Below are 16,799 nucleotides of genomic sequence, written 5' to 3'. Positions count from 1 at the left end.
CAATGAGCGGACAAAAACCCGTGACCCCTTCACCAGACGGTCTGGCGGCTTCGGTCAAAGCGGCCAAAACGCGGGGTTTGCCGCCCGTTCACCTATGGAATCCTCCGTTTTGTGGCGATCTGGACATTCGGATCGCCAAAGATGGCACTTGGAGTTATCTAGGGTCACCGATCAACAGGGTCGAGCTTGTTAAGCTATTTTCCTCAATTCTTAAGAAAGAAGAGGGTAGGTACTTTCTCGTCACTCCCGCTGAAAAGGTGGGAATCACCGTCGAGGATGCGCCGTTTGTTGCCGTTGATTTTGAGCATGAGGGACAAGGCGAAGCCCAACGTCTGACTTTTACGACGCAAGTGGGCGATACAGCCATCGCCGGGCCCGATCACCCGATCCGCATTGTCCTAAATACGGAAACTGATGAGCCCTCACCCTACATATTGATGCGCGCGAATCTTGAGGCGCGCATTGATCGCAAGAGCTTTTACCGGTTGGTCGAGATCGCCAGACATCACGAGGGTTGGTTTGGCGTCTGGTCGGACGGCCAGTTTTTCCCACTGATCGCATCTTATGTGCTAGAGGATTGAACCGGTCGCGGCTTGCGGTCCTGCGCCAGCACGACCGCAAGCGCCACCAGCGACGCGCCCAGCGCGCGGGTCCAGTTCCAGTCCTCGCCCAGCGCCATCATGATCACCATCACATAAAATGGCGCGATATTGATGTGGAATGACGCCAGGGCGACCCCTAATTTTCCCACTGATGCTATGAAGAAAAACTGGCTCAGGCCCAGTGAGAACAGTGCGTAGAACACCAACATACCCATCTGCGCCACATCTACGGGGCGTGTAGGCATGACCTCTAGCCCAAGCAATCCGGCTAACGGTACTAGAATGGCTGCGGTCGACAATCCTCCGACCAAGGTAATGGTGCTACGGCCCAACTGGCTAAGCTCGGGGAAGTCGCGCGCAGTGGCCATGCTGGCCCAACAGAACAGCGCGGTAGACACCACTGCGCACATCGCGCCCAGTCCTAATTGTGCCGGTGCCACCGCGCTGGTGGCAATCAGGCCGCCAATGATTGAAATCACCAATCCCAGCGCAAAGCTCCAGCGCAATCGCCGCGTTCCCGCCACAAGCTCCATGATCGTAGCGATCAAAGGCGCACACGAGGCGATAATGGCAACGGTAACTGGGTCGGTCAGCTTCTGCGCCACAAGGATCAGGAACATCCCCGACCCTAGCCCCAAACCTCCAACCAGGAGGGCATGGCCCCAACGGGCGCGCAATACCTGAGCCGGTCCGTCCAGAATCAGCCAGATTGGTACCATGACCAACACCGCAAGAGACATCCGTGCTGCGAACAGGGCGATAGGTGGCCAGCTTTGCAATAGGATCTCAGCCGCCGGGAAACCCGCCGCCCACGTCAGCATCGAAGCCACCGCCAGCGTATTTCCGGTGAACGCGGTCTGTCGACCGTCAGATACAGCTATAGCGGTCCCGCGCGCGGGTTCAGGGCTCATGGCCATCGTGATCAGACCTTATTGTTGGCGCGGCCCTCGCAACGGGATACCGCTCGAGCCTGATGGTCCCTGATTCGAAAGCCTTTATCTGGCCGATTTTCGACAATCTGTCGTTTTCAGTCTCTTTCACGTGGCCGTCGTGATCGCTAGGCTCTGCAAAGTTCGACACCGGATGCCCGATGCCCAGATTTGCCGCCAATCTTTCACTGCTGTTTGCAGAACTGCCCTATCTCGACCGGTTTCAAGCCGCCGCGCAGGCCGGGTTTACGGCTGTTGAAATTCTCTTCCCCTACGACCTCGCGGCCAAAGAGACCCGCCGCGCGCTGCTGTCCAGCGGGCTTGATCTGGTGCTGATCAACGCCCCGCCCCCGAATTATACCGGCGGTGAACCGGGTTACGCCGCCATGCCCGGCAGCTCTGACAGGTTTAAGTCCGATATCCGGCGCGTTCTGCGCTACGCGGATGTGCTGCGGCCAGAGATGATTCACGTTATGGCCGGATACGCTTCCGGCCCCGAGGCCCTGCGTTGTTTTGTCGAGAACTTGCAATGGGCCGCCGACCTCGCGCCGGCACAGCGGTTTACAATCGAACCGCTCAACCCCGTATCGCAACCCGGTTACTTCCTGAACAATTATGATCTGGCCGCCGAAGTGCTGGACCGCGTCGACCGCGCAAATGTCGGCCTACAATATGACAGTTTTCATGCGCAGATGATCCACGGCGACGCGCTGGCGATTTGGCTCCGTTTTCAGCCCCGTATTGTCCATGCACAGATCGGGGCTGCGCCGGATCGCTCGGAACCCGGGCTGGGTACAATGGACTTTGCCGCGTTGTTTGCTGCGATGGACCAGTCGGATTACAGCGGCTGGGTCAGCGCCGAATACAACCCCTCAACCCGGCGGACTGAGGACTCACTGGCTTGGATACAGTATTAAACCCTGCATGAACGCTGGATTTTCAGACTGAAATGGCGCAATTGAGGGCATCGACACGCCAAGGATGCCTCGCATGATATCTGCCCGCTATGCCAATGCCCTGTTCGCCTTGATCATGTCCGGCCTGATGTCCTGCGTCGTCACCGGCATAGCCACGCTCAAAGCTATCGGCTTCAGCCCTTCAACACTCGGAGACTGGATGGCCTCTTGGGCCTTTTGCTGGCCTATCGCCTTTACCGTCATCCTGACGCTGGGCCCTTTCGTAAAACGCCTGATCGCCCGCCTGGTCAGGCCAGAAGCCTGACCCGCTGCAAAGAGGGCCCGCAGGGCTTGATGAGCAGCGCCGCCCCTAATGGGCCTCGGCCCAGTTCGCGCCTTGTCCGGCATCCGCGACCAGCTTGATATCCAGCTTCACTGCCGGATCAGCCGCCCCTTCCATCACCGCGCGCGCGACCGAAATGGTTTGATCCACAGCCTCTTCAGCCACTTCGAACAGCAGCTCGTCATGCACCTGCAACAGCATCTTGGCGGGCAAGCCGTTGATCGCATCCGGCATCCTCACCATCGCGCGCCGGATCACATCTGCTGCCGTCCCTTGGATCGGAGCATTGATCGCAGCACGACGCGAGAACCCCGCATGCGGCCCCTTGGCATTGATCTCGGGTGTATGGATTTTCCGGCCGAACAGGGTCTGGACATAGCCATTCTCTTTGGCAAACGCGATCGTGTCGTCCATATAGCGCCGGATGCCCGGGAAACGTTCGAAATAGCGATCGATGAAACCCTGCGCATCCGCCCGGGGAATGCGCAGATTGCGCGCCAACCCAAAGCCCGAAATGCCGTAGATCACACCAAAGTTGATCGCCTTGGCCTGACGACGGATATCCGGCGTCATCTCGTCCAACGGAACATCAAACATCTCGGACGCTGTCATTGCGTGAATGTCCAATCCATCCGCAAACGCCTGTTTCAGGGTCGGAATATCGGCGATATGGGCCAGTATCCGTAGCTCAATCTGGCTGTAATCAAGGCTGACCAGCACATTGCCCGGTTCGGCAATGAACGCCTCACGTATGCGCCGACCTTCCTCAGTCCGCACCGGAATGTTTTGCAGGTTCGGATCGGTCGAGGCCAAACGGCCCGTATTCGCCCCCGTAATCGAATATGACGTATGCACCCGGCCCGTATCAGGATTGATATGGGTCTGCAGCGCGTCCGTATAGGTCGATTTCAGCTTGGAGAGTTGCCGCCAGTCCAGCACCCGGCGCGGCAGTTCATGTTCGGTCGCAAGGTCCTCAAGAATGTCCGCCCCGGTCGAGTACTTCCCGGTCTTGCCCTTCTTGCCGCCCTCAAGCCCCATTTTGTCGAACAGGATTTCACCCAGTTGCGCCGGCGAACCGACGTTAAAGTTCTCACCCGCCAATTCGTGGATTTCAGCCTCTAATCCGGCCATCTTCTGCGCAAATGCATTTGACATTCGGCTGAGAACATCGCGATCGACCTTGATGCCATGCATCTCCATTTCTTTGAGAACCGGCACCAATGGACGTTCAAGTGTTTCATACACCGTCGTCACCTGCACCTGATGCAACTGCGGCTTGAACAATTTCCACAGGCGAAGGGTGATGTCCGCATCCTCGGCAGCGTAGGCCGTGGCCTCGTCAATCGGCACCTTGTCGAAAGTGATTGCAGACTTGCCCGAGCCAAGCAGAGGTTTGATGGGAATCGGCGTATGGCTCAGATAGCGTTCAGATAGCGTATCCATGCCATGCCCATGCTCACCGCCATGCATGGCGTAGGACATCAGCATCGTGTCGTCGATGGGGGCAACGTCGACGCCATATCGCTTAAAGATCTTGGCATCGTATTTCATGTTCTGTCCGATCTTCAGGATCGACGGATCCTCAAACATCGGTTTCAGCAAGTTTAGAGCCTCATCCAGCGGCATCTGTCCATCGGCCAGCGCATCCGATCCGAACAGATCATCGGTCGCGCTTTCACGGTGAGTCAACGGGATGTAACAAGCCTCACCCGCCTCGACACATAGCGAAATCCCGACCAAATCGGCGATCATCTCATTCAGGCCAGTGGTCTCGGTATCCACCGCAACCCAGCCGCGCTCGTATGCCTGATCGATCCATTTCTGCAATGCCGCAGCATCGCGCACGCATTCATATTTCGATGCATCAAATGGGACGTCTTCGGCCTGTGACTCCGCCTCAGGCGTGGATATCTCGGGGATGACGGGGGACTCAACGCCCAGCTTGTCAGCAATGCGTTTGGTGAGCGTCCGAAATTCCATCTCTGCTAGAAACTTCATCAAAGTCTCAGCATCGGGATCCTTCACCTCAAGGTCATCCAGAGTGAAATCCAACGGTGTGTTTTCATCCAATTGCACAAGTTTCTTCGAAAGCTCGATCTGGTCGCGCTTTTCGATCAGAGTCTGGCGGCGCTTGGGCTGTTTGATCTCTTCAGCGCGATCCAGCAGGGTTTCCAGATCGCCATATTCATTGATCAACAGCGCTGCCGTCTTCACACCAATGCCCGGAGCGCCCGGTACGTTATCCACCGAATCCCCGGCCAAAGCCTGCACATCGACAACCCGCTCGGGCCCGACGCCGAACTTCTCAACCACCCCATCGCGATCGATCCGCTTGTTCTTCATCGCATCCAGCATCTCGACACCGCCGCCCACAAGCTGCATCAGGTCTTTGTCAGAACTGACGATGGTCACCCGCCCACCGGCCTCACGCGCCTGAACGGCGAGGGTCGCGATGATGTCGTCGGCTTCATAGCCTTCAAGTTCTTTGCAGGCGATGTTGAACGCCTTGGTGGCTTCGCGAGTCAGCGGCATTTGCGGGCGCAAATCCTCGGGCATCGCTTCACGGTTGGCCTTGTAGAGATCATACAGATCATTACGGAACGTATGCGAGCCCTTGTCGAAGATCACCGCAACATGGGTCGGCGCATCCGGCCCGGCGTTTCCTTCGACATATTTCTGCAGCATGTTGCAAAAGCCCGACACGGCCCCAATCGGTAGCCCATCTGATTTACGCGTCAACGGCGGCAAAGCGTGATAGGCGCGGAAGATAAAGGCTGATCCATCAATCAGATGCAGATGGCAGCCTTTTCCGAATTGGGTGGTGGTCATATGAGGCTCCTGCGCTGGGTTGCGCCAAGTTGTACAGAAGGGCTGCACGAAAGACGAGGCCACCTGGCCAATTCGTTGTGACCTAATTTGCCCGTGGTCTGGCCTTAGCTATTCGAAAAGGTGCGCTTATCCGCATTCCAAGCCAAGCCTGCTTTTTGCGCGATCAACGAGAACTGTTTGTTCAGCGAGCGATCATTCAGACGTTGGGACAGGCTGCGCAGTGGGATGAGGTTCCGCTCACCATATCCATCGATCAGGAAGCAGGCCGGACCAGCGCCCCTTGTCCCGTAGACAATATTCGAACTTTTGACGTCGCGCGCGACGATGTGAAGGTCAAACATCTGCCCGACGAATGCATTCAGCGCATCTAAAACCGGGGCGTCCAATCCACTACGGCAGACTTCATACAGCTTTGGTGCAAGCCCGCCATCAAGGCCAGAAATGCGCTCAACCACAACCCCCGCCCCATGCGTCGTCTGAACCACGCCCAACATCCTGGACAGGGGTGAACGCTCAATTTCCGTCCCGAGTTTAAGTGATACGCGAAGCTCGCATTCCAGCTCTTTCAATGTGCTGCGATACTGCGCCTCGGGGAACAGTTTCCATGCCAGTCGCTTGCCAAGCCTGTGCGAGACACGATCTTGGGACCGGGTAAAAACTTTGATCAGTAAGTCAGGATGACCGGGAAAGTCATAGACACTGCGCACAGTCCCGTTCGCGATTGGCTGGCTGTCGGAAAGGTCAATCGTTTTGGCTGTGAACAGCATTATCCATCCTCGCCAGTTACGACCGCCTGCCGTCCTGATCGCCCTTACGCGTCCTGACCAGAGTCCTCACCACGCAGCACGTATTTGCAATCGCAATAGGGGCACTCGACCCAACCAGTGTCTTCGGGAATCTGCAGCCAGACGCGCGGATGACCCAGCGCACCCTCGCCACCATCGCAGGCGACGCGGGTATTTTCGACAATCTTGGTTTCCGGCGCTTCGATGGTCACGGCTGGCGATCCTTCTTTGGTTGTCGGCCTCGCGGGCATGTATTAGGTGCGTTTATGGGCGATGAGCAAACCGGGGGCAAGGGCCACATGTCCGATGCGGCAATCACAATCAGATCACTGCGCAAGACCTATCGCGGCGGCAAGGGCCAGCCCGAGAAACAGGCTTTGAAAGGGATCGACCTGACGGTACCGCAGGGGTCCGTTTTCGGTCTGCTTGGCCCGAATGGAGCCGGTAAATCGACCCTGATCAACATTCTGGCGGGGCTGGTAGTCAAAACGTCTGGCAGCGTCTCGATCTGGGGCTTCGATCAGGATCAAAACCCGCGCCAATCCCGCGCCGCCATCGGCGTGATGCCTCAGGAATTGAACCTTGATCCGTTCTTTACACCTCGAGGCGCATTAGAAGTTCAGGCCGGGCTGTACGGTGTTCCCAAGTCTGATCGGCGAAGCGATGAGATCCTCGACCTCGTTGGCCTTGCCGACAAGGCCGAGGCCTATGCGCGCACGCTTTCGGGCGGAATGCGGCGGCGTCTGCTGCTGGCCAAAGCGCTGGTGCACCATCCCAAGATTCTGGTGCTCGACGAACCCACGGCGGGTGTGGATATTGAACTGCGACAGATGCTTTGGGCCAATGTGCGCAAGCTGAACGAACAGGGCATGACCATCATCCTGACCACGCACTATCTGGAAGAAGCGCAAGAGATGTGTGACGAGATCGCCATTATCAATCACGGCGAAAAGATCGCACAAGACAGCACGGCCAATCTGCTGGGCCGCATGGACAGCCGAACCATGGTGATCGTGCCGGATAGCCCCATACAGACTCTGCCTGTAGCGGATAACGTGATTGCAGCGCAACGTGAGAACGGCGACCTTGTGCTGCAATACCACAGCAACCTAACTACAGCCGAGCAGGTGCTGGAATCTGTACGTCAGGCCGATATTCGCATCCAGGACGTCCGCACTGAAGAAGCTGATCTTGAGGATGTGTTCCTTGCGTTGACCTCCAGTCGGGTCGACGACGCAACTGTCAACGACCCGAACCAACCACGTCGGGGGATGCACCGCGTCAAGCTTTAGACACGATCGATCCGTGCGTGATAACAGTTGTTCAGAGCAGATCGGATGTGGATGTAAGCGACATCAGCGCGGGAGAAGATTTTTTTAGCCGCCTCATGCAACTGCGCCTGTGGGGTGATGATCCCGGTTCCATAGACAATTCGGTCGTCCGGACCATACCCTTTGATCAGGTAGTTGGGCGAGTCGGTCAACGCCTCGGGCAGCACATCCTCACTTTCATAGCGTGCGCAGGGGTCGGCACAAAGGAAGATCGGTCCAGTCTCTGCATAAGGCTGCGTTTCCGGGAAGGGTCGGTGCGCCAACACCAGCATCTCTTTGCCTTCCGGTATGTATTTCAAACAATGACGGCATGGGTTGCCCGCCCCATTGGAAATCGCACGCTCTGGTGGGTTTCCATATCCATCCGGCGCACCGGCGCGATATGCCTGAACCTGCTGTGTTGGTAGGGCTGAAATTCCGTGCATGATGTTTCTCCTTGATTTGAGATGATCATGGCAATCGCTTGTTTTGGACTCGACCCGTTTCCTGCGTATTGCAAAATCTGCAACCCTGCTTGCAAAAGAATGTTAGCGATAAAATAAGGGCTACCCGTCAGACCAATTTGGGTCTAAGCAAACATCAAACACCCCAAACGATCCATCTATGATTGAGGCTTTTGTCATGAGCGCTCAGAACTCCACCCTTCGTGGGCTTGCCTTTGCGTTCTTAGGCTTTGCCGTCTTCGCGACGCATGACGTGCTGATCAAGGTGCTGGGTGGCACCTATTCGGTTTTGCAGATCATCTTCTTTGCGACGCTGTTTTCCTTTGTCCCCATGGCAGTAACAATTCTGGCCGATCGGACCACTGGGAATTTCCTGCCGCGGCATCCGTGGTTGGTGCTGTTGCGATCAGCGACGATGATCATGGCCATGTCTTGTGCCTTCTACGCTTTTTCGGTGCTGCCGCTGGCCGAAGTCTATTCCCTGCTATTTTCCTTCCCGCTGATCGTAACTGTTCTGTCGATTCCGATTCTGGGGGAGGTGGTCCGTGCCCAAAGGTGGGCGGCCGTGGGCGTCGGCCTGGTCGGCGTCCTGATCGTCCTGCGCCCTGGCGCGACCGAGATCACCCTGGGCCATTTAGCGGCTCTGGCAGCAGCCTTCTGCAGCGCATTTGCTTCGGTTCTTGTCCGCAAAATCGGGAATGAAGAACGCTCTGCCGTCCTGATCCTTTATCCTATGCTGCTGGCCATCGCCGTCATGAGCGTCACCCAACCGGCTGTCTATCAACCACCATCATTGCTGCATCTGGCGATGATGGCGTTTGTCGGGGTGTTCTCGGTAATCGCACAGCACCTGATCATCCTTGCTTATCGCGCCGCCCCCGCCGGCGTCATTGCGCCCAGTCAATACAGCCAGATCATCTGGGCCACGATCTTCGGCGTGATTTTCTTTGGCGAGCACCCGGATATCTGGGTCGCCGTTGGCGCAAGTATCATCATCGCATCAGGTGTTTTCGTGGTTTGGCGAGAGAGCCGATCAAACACTACCTCTGCTAATACGCCTGTGCTGCGCGTCAGGTCGCCCCGATCAGATACTGGAGCGACGAGGCCCGGAGAATAAGAAACGGCGCGCATTGCAGCGCGCCGTTCAATCCATTTCAGCCCTTATAGAGCCTTAGTAGACGACCACTGATCGGATACTCTCGCCCTTATGCATCAGGTCGAAACCGTGGTTGATGTCATCCAGGCCCATGGTGTGGGTAATCATGGGGTCGATCTCAATCTTCCCGTCCATGTACCAATCCACGATTTTCGGGACGTCGGTGCGTCCACGCGCTCCGCCAAACGCGGTGCCACGCCATGAGCGGCCAGTAACCAGTTGGAACGGTCGAGTCGAGATTTCAGCGCCCGCAGGTGCCACACCGATGATGATCGATTCACCCCAGCCTTTGTGAGCCGATTCCAGCGCTGCGCGCATTACGCCGACATTGCCTGTGGCGTCAAAGGTATAATCCGCGCCGCCCTTGGTCAGGTTGACCAGATACGGCACCAGATCACCTTCGACCTCAGAGGGGTTCACGAAATCCGTCATGCCGAACTTGGTCGCCATTTCCACCTTGGCTGGATTCAAATCAACGCCCACGATCTGATCCGCGCCAGCCAGACGCAGGCCCTGAATCACGTTCAGGCCGATACCGCCCAAACCGAACACGATGGCACGGCTGCCAATTTCTACCTTTGCAGTGTTGATCACCGCGCCAATTCCGGTGGTCACGCCGCAGCCGATATAGCAGATCTTGTCAAAGGGCGCGTCCTCACGCACTTTGGCGAGCGCGATTTCAGGCAGAACCGTATGGTTCGAGAAGGTCGAGCAGCCCATGTAGTGCAGAATCGGATCGCCATCCAACGTAGAAAAACGCGAGGTGCCATCCGGCATGAGGCCCTGGCCTTGGGTTTCGCGAATTGCCTGGCACAGGTTGGTCTTGGGATGCAGGCAGTATTCGCACTCACGGCACTCGGGCGTATAAAGCGGGATGACGTGATCGCCGGGTTTCAGGCTGGTTACACCCGGGCCGACCTCAAGCACGACACCTGCGCCTTCATGGCCCAGAATGGCGGGAAACAAGCCTTCAGGGTCGGCGCCCGACAGGGTGAATTCATCGGTATGGCAAATGCCTGTCGCCTTGATCTCGACCAGAACCTCGCCCGCTTTGGGGCCTTCAAGGTTTACGTCCATCACTTCCAAAGGTTTGCCTGCCTGAACGGCGACGGCGGCACGGGTACGCATGGTGCTTGTCTCCCTGTCTGTTTTGCCCGACCCTGCGTCAAATACAGGGTTTTTTCAACTGCGCTTTCATGACAGGTTGGCTAAATCTTTGATATTTCAGAAACGACATCACCAGAAAGCCCTGCGCCAATGTACCGTTTATTTCCGATCCTAATTCTTCTGACCGCATGTTCTGAGACCTCTGCACCGCAGGACGCGGCGCTTGAACTAGAGGAGGCACCGGTTGAACTTGCATTTTGCAAGGGAGAACCGTTCGCGAACACCATTGGTGAGCCGGTTTCAACCATACAAGCCCAACTGCCTGAACGGTCGCGCGTTCTGGGCCCGGATGATATTGCCACGCAGGATTATCGCATCGACCGGCTGAACGTTTATGTGAACGGCGCAGGCACAATTCAGAGGCTTACCTGCGGATAGGGTCACTTTCCCCGGTACACCAGAATATCAGGCAAATAATCGATCAGGCGCACAACCCATGAGAACGGTGCCGGGAAATCGGTTCGAAACCGGCGACGGGACATGGCGCGCACTACGCGATCGGCCGCATCTTCGGGTGTCATCAGCATCGGCATTTTGAAACTGTTCTTGTCGGTCAGACGGGTCTTGATGAACCCCGGATTGACAATGCGCACCGTCACGCCTGACCCTGCCAGATCGTGCCGCATGGTCTCGGCCAGCGAGATCAGCGCAGCCTTGCTGGCCCCGTACGAGATCGCATTGGGAAGCCCATGATACCCGGCAAGCGACCCGATCAGCGTGATATCACCACTGCCTGAGCCCACAAATCCTGGGACGGTTTCACCCAACACCCGAAGCGCACCGGAATAGTTCACATCGCTGATCGCCAAGGCGGCATCGGTGTCCCAATCTGACGTACTGATCGGCTCATAGGCGCCTGCGTTGTAGACAAGCGCGTCAATTGAGCCAGCCTCCACCACAGCGCGGCGCACAGTGTCGAGATCAGTCACATCCATCGGTACTGCACGTGCATTAGGCAAGGTGCCACAGATTTCATCCAATCGCTCGGCATTGCGAGCAGAAAGGATCAGATGCGCGCCTTCGCGGCTCAGCTTTTCGGCCAAGCAACGGCCCAGCCCTTCGCTGGCGCCAATGATCCAATAGGTTTTTCCGTCAAAACTGCTCATGCGTAAGTCTTTTTTCGTACTACTAGGTCGAATACGTTCTGACAGCAGCAATGGATCACGCCCAGCGCTCGTAGCATTCGGCCAGATAACACTACATAGAGCGTCGGAAAAAAACTTCTAACGCGGTTGATCCAAAGCCTCATTCCCTGCGTATCTTGTTGTAAATACCGAATAACGAGGATGGAATGTTCGACGAAACCCGGGGCGTACGCAAGAAAATCGCAGTCATAGGCGCAGGCATTTCAGGTCTCTCCGCAGCTTATTACCTTTCCGAAGACAACGATATAACCGTGTTCGAGGCTGAGCCCCGACTGGGCGGCCACGCCCGCACGGTGATCGCCGGAAAGAACGGAGATCAGCCGGTAGATACCGGTTTCATCGTCTTCAACTATGTCACATACCCCTATTTGACCCGGCTGTTTGATGAGCTGAACGTGCCAGTTACCAAAAGTGAGATGAGCTTTGGCGCAACTATCGACAATGGCCGCATCGAATATGGGTTGAACAATCTGCGCACTTTGACCGCGCAGAAACGCAACCTCGCGCGTCCAGCCTATTACAAGATGATCGCCGATATCCTGCGGTTTGGCAAAGAGGCCCCCGAAGCCGCGCAGGACGACGACACCACGATCGGTGAGCTTGTGGATCAACTGCGTCTCGGCCACTGGTTCCGGCACAATTATCTGATGCCGATGTGCGGCGCGATCTGGTCAACTCCGGTCGAGTTCGTCGATCAGTTCCCAGCCCGCTCGCTGGTGCAGTTCTTCCGCAATCACGCGCTGCTGGCCTCGGGCCGTGCCAATCAGCACCAGTGGTACACCGTGAAAGGCGGCAGCATCGAGTATGTCCGCCGGATCGAAACTGCGCTACGTGCGCGCGGTGCTGACATCAGACTGTCCGCACCCGTGCAGCGGATCGAGCGGCATGATCTGGGCGTCACCGTCCATGCAGGAGGTGAGGCCGCTCTGTTTGACGAAATCATACTGGCAACCCATTCCGATCAGTCTCTCGCCATCTTGGGTGATGCAGCGACCGAAGCGGAAAAAGCGGCGCTCGGCGCGATTAGATATCAACCAAACAAAGCTATCCTGCACTGTGATCCCCGCCAAATGCCCAGGCGGCGTGCTTGCTGGTCCAGTTGGACCTATCGATCGCAAAAGGGCAATGTTGGGGTCACATATTGGATGAATCGGCTTCAGAATATCCCCGACAGTGACCCACTGTTTGTGACCCTGAACGCCGCATCAGACATTCCCGCGGACAAAATCTATGACGAGGTCGAGTTCGCCCATCCGGTGTTCGACAAAGCCGCCCTGCGCGCGCAAGGGCAAATCCGCGAGATGCAGGGACAGAACCGAACCTGGTTTGCCGGGGCGTATAATCGGCATGGTTTCCACGAAGACGGGATTGCCAGCGCAATGCATGTTGTCGAGCGCCTCACCGCCATCCCGCAGAGCATCGGAGCTGACAATGGTATCCCTGAAACGGACCTCGCTGTTTCGGCCAGCGTATAGAACCTGTTGCGCTGCGCTGCTGTCACTGGCGCTGATGGTCCCCGGCGGATTGGCGGCTTCGCCTTTGTCGGATGCAATCAAAGACCCTAAGCTGCGCGGCACCGGGACATTCCGTTTTCTGGGGCTGCCGCTCTATGACGCCAAGCTTTACACGCCCGGCGGTGCCGCATTCAGCTGGAACGAGAATTTCGGCCTACAATTGACCTATCGAAAAAACCTGAAACAAAAAGCGCTGGTCGAGTCGACACTGGAAGAGATGGCCCGACAAGGCAATTCTGCGCCGACGGAAGCCCAATTGCAGGGCTGTTTTCAGGCGGTCAGCAAAGGCGATAGCTATCTGGCCATCGCGCAAGGCCCCAACAGCGTCAGCTTCTGGCGCAACGGAAGCAAAACCTGCACCCTGACAAATCCGGGTATTACACGCAGCTTCATGTCAATTTTTCTGGGTAACAATACACGATCCGCCTCGTTCACACAGCAGTTGAAGGGGAAGTGATGCTGTACCCGCGTGTCAGCCTCTATGCGCTGATGCTTGCTGCAGCAGGTATCCCGCTTTACATCCACCTGCCCCGCTTTGCCGCCGTGAATCTCGGTATCGGGCTGGGGGTCATTGGCACCATTCTGCTGGTCATCCGGCTGGTCGACCTGGTGCAAGATCCACTGATTGGCTGGGCCATTGATCGCTGGCCCGGTGGGCAGATGTTATTTGCCGCCGCCGCTGCGCTGGGTCTCGCTATTGGATTTCCATTGCTGTTTGGTTTGCCAGAAGGGGTAAGTATCGCCGCATTAGTGTCTATTCTGATCCTGTTATTCTCGGCCTACAGCCTTGGGACCATCTTGCTTTACGGCCGCAGCGCCACGCTGGCGAAACAGGCTAGCGCGAAGGAACTGATGACACTGGCCGCCTTCCGCGAAGGCGGACAACTGACCGGAGTTATCATAGCAGCCGCAGCACCCGCTGTGTTCGTGGCGCTTGGCGCAGCCGCGCAGGGGTATCCGGCCTTTGGAATGTTTCTCGGGCTTCTGAGCGTTGTGACTCTGGCTGTTACCCTGCCAATGTGGCGACGCACGCCGATCACCGGTCAAGGGCTGTCCTTTGCAGGCTTAGGACAGGCGGGGGCTTTACGTCTGCTTGCCCTTGCGTTGGTCAACAGCCTGCCCGTCGCCATCACCTCGACCCTGTTTCTGTTCTTTGTTGAAGATCGGCTGCAACTGCCAGGCAAAGCGGGGCCATTGCTGATCCTGTTCTTCCTCAGCGCCGGGCTCAGCGTTCCGTTCTGGGCCAAGCTCAGCAACCGAATTGGCCCGAAGCAGACTCTGATGATCGCCATGCCGCTGGCCATTCTCGGCTTTGTCGGGGCCGCTCTTCTAGCCCCTGGGAATCTCGTCGGTTTCGCCATCATATGCCTCGCATCCGGCGCGGCGCTTGGGGCGGACATGGTTGTCCTGCCAGCAATGTTCTCGGTCGTTCTGACCCGGGCCGGGCTGAACGCATCTGCTGCGTTCGGCATCTGGTCTTTCGCAGGTAAGCTGGGTCTAGCTCTGGCCGCCTTTTTCACACTGCCGCTACTGGAACGCAGCGGCTTTACACCTGGACAGGCCAATTCTGCCGAGGCTTTGAATACACTCACCCTCGCCTATGCGGTGCTGCCCTGCATTTTTAAACTCGGAGCGTTTGGCATGGTCCTGACCCTCCCGACAGAGGTCTCTGCCAAATGAAAACGCTCCTGATCTGTCTGCTTGCGATTTTTGCGCTGTTTGCTGTGAAAAACCGGTTCCTCAGTTTCCGCTCGCAATCACCCTCCGACTACAGCGGAACCGGGCCTGAGTTTTCGCTGAAGAAGAACCTGAATGGAGAGATCCTGTCCGAAGGATTGATCTATGGCCCCAACGGCAAGATGTCGAACAGCTTTGTCGCGCGTATGGTCGGCGAATGGGATGGCAACACCGGTACGCTTTCCGAGTATTTCACCTATTCCAACGGCAAACAGATGAGCCGCAAATGGCATCTGACGTTGGGCACGGGCAACACTTTCACCGCAACAGCGGACGATATTGTCGGCGAGGGCAAAGGCGTGATTTCAGGCTCAACTGTCAAGCTGACCTATCGCATCATCCTGCCCGAGGACGCGGGCGGGCATACACTGGATGTGACCGACTGGATGTATCTGACGGAGAACGGTGTAATCATGAACCGGTCCGAGATGCGAAAATTCGGGATCAAGGTGGCCGAGCTGGTCGCCACGATGCGCCCTGCGCCTGAAGTGAAATCCGCCCATCTGCATGGCGCAAACGGCCACGATACAGACTCTGAGCTGAGGGTTTTGCAATGATCGCCCGCCGTACCCTTATTGCAGGTATCGCGATCGCGGGGTTGGCCATCCTCGCCGCATGCTCGGCCAAACCGCGTATACCAAAATCGTTTCTGTCAGATCGTCAGCTGAACCTTGAAGAGTTCTTCGAAGGTAAGACTGTCGCTTATGGTCAGTTTCAGGATGTACTAGGTAATGTCCCGCGTCGCTTCCAGGTCGATATTGACGGCACATGGGACGGAGAGACTCTGACGCTTGTCGAAGATTTCGTCTATGACGATGGTGCGACCGAACAACGGATCTGGACCCTGACCAAGACCGGCGATGACACCTGGACCGGCACCGCTCCCGGTGTGCTGGGCACAGCCAGTGGGGTCGAAAGGGGCGATACGTTTAACTGGAAGTACAAAATCGACCTGCCCGTCAAAGACGGCACCATGCGTGTCAATTTTGATGACTGGATGTGGTTGTTGTCGGATGACCGGTTATTGAACCGAGCCTATGTTTCGCGTTTTGGCGTAAGGCTGGGTGAAGTCATATTGTACTTCGAGAAGAAGTAGTCACCCCGCCAGCACAACCAGCGGGGCAAAAAAGTATCAGACGGTTCCGCCCAGACTGCCTTCAAGCTCGACCATCTCCTGACCACCGGCCATCAGGTCCTGCAGCTCTTCAGGGGTGATCTGGCCACGCTGCGCCGTACCCAGCGTTTGACCGCGGTTGAGTACCGTGAACCGGTCCCCCACTGCCAACGCATGGCGGACGTTATGAGTAATAAAGACCACCGCGATCCCCTGCTTGCGCACCTTGTCGATGGTCGCCAGAACGTTGGCTGTTTGGCGCACCCCAAGGGCCGAGGTCGGTTCATCCAAGATCAGAACCTTCGCCCCGAAATGCACCGCCCGCGCGATGGCGACGGTCTGGCGTTCACCACCTGACAGCGTGCCCACCGCCTGATCAGGGCCGCGCAAGTTGATCCCCATTTTCTTCATCTCTTCCATCGTGACCTTGTTGGCATAGTCATGATCAAAGAAGTGAAGAGGTCCGACCTTCTTTACCGGCTCATTGCCCATGAAGAAATTGCGCGAGACCGACATCAGCGGGATCATGGCCAGATGCTGATGTACGGTTGCGATCCCGGCCTCGATGGCATCACGCGGGTCGGCGAAATGCATGGGGTGGCCTTCGAACAGAATCTCTCCGTGGGTGGGCTGGTGTACGCCCGACATGGTTTTGATGAAGGTCGACTTGCCCGCACCGTTGTCGCCGAGAAGGCAGTGACATTCACCGGGAAACACGTCCACCGAGACACCCGCCAGCGCGATCACGCTGCCGAAGTGCTTTTCGATGTTTTTCATCTGGATGATGGGTTCATGTTCGGGATTCATA

At 57.0% G+C, this 16,799-nt stretch carries 19 protein-coding genes; 11 read left to right on the top strand and 8 right to left on the bottom strand.

Annotation, left to right across the window (positions count from 1 at the left end):
- Positions 1-2: 2 nt before the first annotated feature.
- Positions 3-581: a DUF1285 domain-containing protein gene (locus ACR0DE_RS00170; RefSeq protein WP_480750975.1), complete on the top strand. Its 579-nt coding sequence runs from the start codon at positions 3-5 to the stop codon at positions 579-581.
- On the opposite strand, the gene ACR0DE_RS00165 is transcribed toward ACR0DE_RS00170, so the two are convergent.
- Positions 563-1,513, bottom strand: a complete 951-nt coding sequence (locus tag ACR0DE_RS00165) for a DMT family transporter (protein ID WP_480750973.1) — start codon at positions 1,511-1,513, stop codon at positions 563-565. The two genes, ACR0DE_RS00170 and ACR0DE_RS00165, sit on opposite strands and share 19 nt — an antisense overlap.
- 179 nt (positions 1,514-1,692) lie before the next feature.
- On the opposite strand from ACR0DE_RS00165, the gene ACR0DE_RS00160 reads away from it, so the two are divergent.
- Positions 1,693-2,448, top strand: coding sequence for a TIM barrel protein (locus ACR0DE_RS00160; RefSeq protein WP_170408575.1), 756 nt, complete (start codon positions 1,693-1,695; stop codon positions 2,446-2,448).
- A gap of 73 nt (positions 2,449-2,521) precedes the next feature.
- Positions 2,522-2,752: a DUF2798 domain-containing protein gene (locus tag ACR0DE_RS00155; RefSeq protein WP_170408576.1), complete on the top strand. Its 231-nt coding sequence runs from the start codon at positions 2,522-2,524 to the stop codon at positions 2,750-2,752.
- A gap of 45 nt (positions 2,753-2,797) precedes the next feature.
- Here the strand turns inward: ACR0DE_RS00155 and polA are convergent, their stop codons facing one another.
- The 3 genes from polA to ACR0DE_RS00140 all read right to left on the bottom strand — a co-directional run bounded on the left by polA (position 2,798) and on the right by ACR0DE_RS00140 (position 6,596).
- The gene (polA, locus tag ACR0DE_RS00150; protein WP_170613426.1) at positions 2,798-5,599 is read right to left on the bottom strand and encodes a DNA polymerase I; all 2,802 of its coding nucleotides are present in this window, start codon (positions 5,597-5,599) and stop codon (positions 2,798-2,800) included.
- Positions 5,600-5,703: 104 nt separating this feature from the next.
- Positions 5,704-6,366 carry a YrbL family protein gene (locus ACR0DE_RS00145; protein ID WP_170408578.1) on the bottom strand — a complete coding sequence of 221 codons (663 nt, stop codon included), beginning with the start codon at positions 6,364-6,366 and terminating at the stop codon, positions 5,704-5,706.
- A gap of 44 nt (positions 6,367-6,410) precedes the next feature.
- Positions 6,411-6,596, bottom strand: a complete 186-nt coding sequence (locus ACR0DE_RS00140; RefSeq protein ID WP_170426216.1) for a zinc-finger domain-containing protein — start codon at positions 6,594-6,596, stop codon at positions 6,411-6,413.
- Between the two features lie 87 nt (positions 6,597-6,683).
- Between ACR0DE_RS00140 and ACR0DE_RS00135 the strand changes: the two genes are divergently transcribed.
- A complete protein-coding gene (locus ACR0DE_RS00135; RefSeq protein WP_170567003.1) occupies positions 6,684-7,676 on the top strand; it encodes an ABC transporter ATP-binding protein in 993 nt (330 codons plus the stop codon).
- Here the strand turns inward: ACR0DE_RS00135 and ACR0DE_RS00130 are convergent.
- Complete coding sequence (locus ACR0DE_RS00130) at positions 7,673-8,140, bottom strand: DUF1203 domain-containing protein (RefSeq protein WP_170566845.1); 468 nt, start codon at positions 8,138-8,140, stop codon at positions 7,673-7,675. The genes ACR0DE_RS00135 and ACR0DE_RS00130 overlap by 4 nt on opposite strands.
- A gap of 196 nt (positions 8,141-8,336) precedes the next feature.
- Between ACR0DE_RS00130 and ACR0DE_RS00125 the strand changes: the two genes are divergently transcribed.
- A complete protein-coding gene (locus ACR0DE_RS00125; protein WP_170566842.1) occupies positions 8,337-9,275 on the top strand; it encodes a DMT family transporter in 939 nt (312 codons plus the stop codon).
- Between the two features lie 54 nt (positions 9,276-9,329).
- Here the strand turns inward: ACR0DE_RS00125 and ACR0DE_RS00120 are convergent, their stop codons facing one another.
- Positions 9,330-10,442, bottom strand: coding sequence for an S-(hydroxymethyl)glutathione dehydrogenase/class III alcohol dehydrogenase (locus ACR0DE_RS00120; protein ID WP_170394983.1), 1,113 nt, complete (start codon positions 10,440-10,442; stop codon positions 9,330-9,332).
- A 129-nt stretch (positions 10,443-10,571) separates the two neighbouring features.
- Here ACR0DE_RS00120 and ACR0DE_RS00115 point away from each other — a divergent pair, with 129 nt between their 5' ends.
- The gene (locus ACR0DE_RS00115) at positions 10,572-10,859 is read left to right on the top strand and encodes an I78 family peptidase inhibitor (RefSeq protein WP_170408581.1); all 288 of its coding nucleotides are present in this window, start codon (positions 10,572-10,574) and stop codon (positions 10,857-10,859) included.
- A 2-nt stretch (positions 10,860-10,861) separates the two neighbouring features.
- On the opposite strand, the gene ACR0DE_RS00110 is transcribed toward ACR0DE_RS00115, so the two are convergent.
- Entirely contained in the window at positions 10,862-11,587 is a 726-nt protein-coding gene (locus tag ACR0DE_RS00110) for an SDR family NAD(P)-dependent oxidoreductase (protein WP_170515234.1), read from the bottom strand.
- 185 nt (positions 11,588-11,772) lie between these two features.
- On the opposite strand from ACR0DE_RS00110, the gene ACR0DE_RS00105 reads away from it, so the two are divergent.
- The 5 genes from ACR0DE_RS00105 to ACR0DE_RS00085 are packed head-to-tail and all read left to right on the top strand — an operon-like array spanning position 11,773 to position 15,973.
- Positions 11,773-13,101, top strand: a complete 1,329-nt coding sequence (locus ACR0DE_RS00105; protein ID WP_170426006.1) for an FAD-dependent oxidoreductase — start codon at positions 11,773-11,775, stop codon at positions 13,099-13,101.
- Complete coding sequence (locus ACR0DE_RS00100; protein ID WP_480750963.1) at positions 13,058-13,597, top strand: hypothetical protein; 540 nt, start codon at positions 13,058-13,060, stop codon at positions 13,595-13,597. The genes ACR0DE_RS00105 and ACR0DE_RS00100 overlap by 44 nt, the downstream gene beginning before the upstream one ends.
- A complete protein-coding gene (locus ACR0DE_RS00095; protein WP_480750960.1) occupies positions 13,597-14,820 on the top strand; it encodes an MFS transporter in 1,224 nt (407 codons plus the stop codon). Before ACR0DE_RS00100 ends, ACR0DE_RS00095 begins: the two co-directional genes overlap by 1 nt.
- Positions 14,817-15,434 (top strand): DUF3833 domain-containing protein, encoded by a 618-nt coding sequence (locus ACR0DE_RS00090; protein ID WP_480750958.1) that lies wholly within the window; start codon positions 14,817-14,819, stop codon positions 15,432-15,434. Before ACR0DE_RS00095 ends, ACR0DE_RS00090 begins: the two co-directional genes overlap by 4 nt.
- Entirely contained in the window at positions 15,431-15,973 is a 543-nt protein-coding gene (locus tag ACR0DE_RS00085; protein WP_170514209.1) for a DUF3833 domain-containing protein, read from the top strand. The genes ACR0DE_RS00090 and ACR0DE_RS00085 overlap by 4 nt, the downstream gene beginning before the upstream one ends.
- A 36-nt stretch (positions 15,974-16,009) precedes the next feature.
- Here the strand turns inward: ACR0DE_RS00085 and ACR0DE_RS00080 are convergent, their stop codons facing one another.
- Positions 16,010-16,798, bottom strand: coding sequence for an ATP-binding cassette domain-containing protein (locus ACR0DE_RS00080; RefSeq protein ID WP_170395006.1), 789 nt, complete (start codon positions 16,796-16,798; stop codon positions 16,010-16,012).
- Position 16,799: the final 1 nt, after the last annotated feature.

Source organism: Ruegeria sp. C10 (assembly GCF_056537805.1).
The sequence above is the reverse complement of the archived record's forward strand: the minus strand, read 5'-3'. Positions and strand labels throughout refer to the sequence as shown.